Origin of the sequence: Sodalis sp. dw_96 (assembly GCF_018449575.1) — a bacterium.
In the GTDB taxonomy this organism is placed as follows: domain Bacteria; phylum Pseudomonadota; class Gammaproteobacteria; order Enterobacterales; family Enterobacteriaceae; genus Acerihabitans.
This window is the reverse complement of sequence record NZ_JAAVUT010000048.1, coordinates 1-1,745: the sequence shown is the minus strand read 5'-3', so window position 1 is coordinate 1,745 and position 1,745 is coordinate 1. Positions and strand designations below refer to the sequence as shown.

Below are 1,745 nucleotides of genomic sequence, written 5' to 3'. Positions count from 1 at the left end.
GTTGGGTAGGGGAGCGTTCTGTAAGCCTGAGAAGGTGGCCTGTGAGGGTTGCTGGAGGTATCAGAAGTGCGAATGCTGACATAAGTAACGATAAAGCGGGTGAAAAGCCCGCTCGCCGGAAGACCAAGGGTTCCTGTTCAACGTTAATCGGAGCAGGGTGAGTCGACCCCTAAGGCGAGGCCGAAAGGCGTAGTCGATGGGAAACAGGTTAATATTCCTGTACTGGGTGTGACTGCGAAGGGGGGACGGAGAAAGCTAGACCGGCCGGGCGACGGTTGTCCCGGTTCAAGCGTGCAGGTGGAGAGGACAGGAAAATCCGTTCTCTTATAACACTGAGGCGTGATGACGAGCCACTACGGTGGTGAAGGGGTTGATGCTACGCTTCCAGGAAAAGCCTCTAAGCACCAGGTCATATCGAATCGTACCCCAAACCGACACAGGTGGTCAGGTAGAGAATACCGAGGCGCTTGAGAGAACTCGGGTGAAGGAACTAGGCAAAATGGTGCCGTAACTTCGGGAGAAGGCACGCTGGCGTTAGGTGGAGGGACGTGCTCCCCGAGCCGAAGCCAGTCGCAGATACCAGCTGGCTGCAACTGTTTATTAAAAACACAGCACTGTGCAAACACGAAAGTGGACGTATACGGTGTGACGCCTGCCCGGTGCCGGAAGGTTAATTGATGGGGTTATCGCTTGCGAGAAGCTCTTGATCGAAGCCCCGGTAAACGGCGGCCGTAACTATAACGGTCCTAAGGTAGCGAAATTCCTTGTCGGGTAAGTTCCGACCTGCACGAATGGCGTAATGATGGCCAGGCTGTCTCCACCCGAGACTCAGTGAAATTGAACTCGCTGTGAAGATGCAGTGTACCCGCGGCAAGACGGAAAGACCCCGTGAACCTTTACTATAGCTTGACACTGAACATTGAGCCTTGATGTGTAGGATAGGTGGGAGGCTATGAAGTCGGGACGCCAGTCCTGATGGAGCCAACCTTGAAATACCACCCTTTAATGTTTGATGTTCTAACTCCGGCCCCTAATCGGGGTCGAGGACAGTGTCTGGTGGGTAGTTTGACTGGGGCGGTCTCCTCCTAAAGAGTAACGGAGGAGCACGAAGGTTAGCTAATCACGGTCGGACATCGTGAGGTTAGTGCAAAGGCATAAGCTAGCTTGACTGCGAGAGTGACGGCTCGAGCAGGTGCGAAAGCAGGTCTTAGTGATCCGGTGGTTCTGAATGGAAGGGCCATCGCTCAACGGATAAAAGGTACTCCGGGGATAACAGGCTGATACCGCCCAAGAGTTCATATCGACGGCGGTGTTTGGCACCTCGATGTCGGCTCATCACATCCTGGGGCTGAAGTAGGTCCCAAGGGTATGGCTGTTCGCCATTTAAAGTGGTACGCGAGCTGGGTTTAGAACGTCGTGAGACAGTTCGGTCCCTATCTGCCGTGGGCGTTGGAAGATTGAGAGGGGCTGCTCCTAGTACGAGAGGACCGGAGTGGACGCACCACTGGTGTTCGGGTTGTCATGCCAATGGCATTGCCCGGTAGCTACGTGCGGAAGAGATAACCGCTGAAAGCATCTAAGCGGGAAACTTGCCTCGAGATGAGTCTTCCCTGTGACTATAGGTCACCTGAAGGGACGTTAAAGACGATGACGTTGATAGGTCGGGTGTGTAAGCGCAGCGATGCGTTGAGCTAACCGATACTAATGACCCGTGAGACTTAACCTTACAACACCTAAGGTGTTTG

Annotated in this window: 1 rRNA gene; it reads left to right on the top strand. The window is 54.0% G+C overall.

The window, feature by feature from the left end:
• Positions 1-1,726: ribosomal RNA gene (locus tag HB631_RS26690) — 23S ribosomal RNA — on the top strand; the annotation flags it as partial.
• Positions 1,727-1,745 lie beyond the last annotated feature (19 nt).